The sequence below is a fragment of the Citrobacter sp. wls711 genome (assembly GCF_005281055.1).
Classification (GTDB): Bacteria; Pseudomonadota; Gammaproteobacteria; order Enterobacterales; family Enterobacteriaceae; genus Citrobacter; species Citrobacter gillenii.
The window spans coordinates 1-1,341 of the sequence record NZ_SZXC01000055.1; the positions used below are offsets into that span (position 1 = coordinate 1).

1 protein-coding gene is annotated in these 1,341 nt (G+C 48.2%); it reads left to right on the plus strand.

The features are described 5' to 3' along the window. Nucleotides 1–72: 72 nt before the first annotated feature. Complete coding sequence (locus FDW98_RS16860; protein ID WP_000427614.1) at nt 73–1,077, plus strand: IS110-like element IS5075 family transposase; 1,005 nt, start codon at nt 73–75, stop codon at nt 1,075–1,077. The last annotated feature ends 264 nt before the right edge of the window (nt 1,078–1,341 follow it).

The window sequence follows — 1,341 nt, forward strand, 5'->3', positions numbered from 1 at the left end:
TTATTTAATGAGATGGTCACTCCCTCCTTCCCAGTACTATGCTGAGGACAGGCTTTCATTCGGAGAACCATCATGGAAAACATTGCGCTTATTGGTATCGATCTGGGTAAGAACTCTTTCCATATTCATTGTCAGGATCATCGTGGGAAGGCCGTTTACCGTAAAAAATTCACCCGACCAAAGCTAATCGAATTTCTGGCGACATGCCCGGCAACAACCATCGCGATGGAAGCCTGTGGCGGTTCTCACTTTATGGCACGCAAGCTGGCAGAGTTAGGGCATTTTCCAAAGCTGATATCACCGCAATTTGTCCGCCCATTCGTTAAAAGCAACAAAAATGACTTCGTTGATGCTGAAGCTATCTGTGAAGCAGCATCACGTCCATCTATGCGTTTCGTGCAGCCCAGAACCGAATCTCAGCAGGCAATGCGAGCTCTGCATCGTGTCCGTGAATCCCTGGTTCAGGATAAGGTGAAAACAACTAATCAGATGCATGCTTTTCTGCTGGAATTTGGTATCAGCGTTCCGCGAGGTGCTGCCGTTATTAGTCGACTGAGTACCCTTCTTGAGGACAGTAGTTTGCCTCTTTATCTCAGCCAGTTACTGCTGAAATTACAACAGCATTATCACTATCTTGTTGAGCAGATTAAAGATCTGGAATCTCAGTTGAAACGAAAGTTGGACGAAGATGAGGTTGGACAGCGCTTGCTGAGTATTCCCTGCGTTGGAACGCTGACTGCCAGTACTATTTCAACTGAGATTGGCGACGGGAAGCAGTACGCCAGCAGCCGTGACTTTGCGGCGGCAACAGGGCTGGTACCCCGACAGTACAGCACGGGAGGTCGGACGACATTGTTAGGGATTAGCAAGCGGGGCAACAAAAAGATCCGAACTTTGTTGGTTCAGTGTGCCAGGGTATTCATACAAAAACTGGAACACCAGTCTGGCAAGTTGGCCGACTGGGTCAGGGAGTTGTTGTGTCGGAAAAGCAACTTTGTCGTCACCTGTGCTCTGGCAAACAAGCTGGCCAGAATAGCCTGGGCACTGACGGCGCGACAGCAAACTTACGAAGCATAAAGGCAGAAATACACCAGTTTAAACAATCATTCATCTGGTTTTGCGAATACTGATATTGATGATACTAACGGCCCACCGGCCTGTTGAGGAACCTGTAAAACGGAAAGGCTCATTGAAGCCGTATATTTTCTGGAGGTTCATCAGGCGCGGAACTCATCGAGGCGCGGGAATAAAATCCCATTCAGACGCCGGATAGATTCAAGCAAGCCAACTTGTCGTCAAAATCGGTGTTGCAAAAACGGGAGTGACCATAGATTCCGTTTT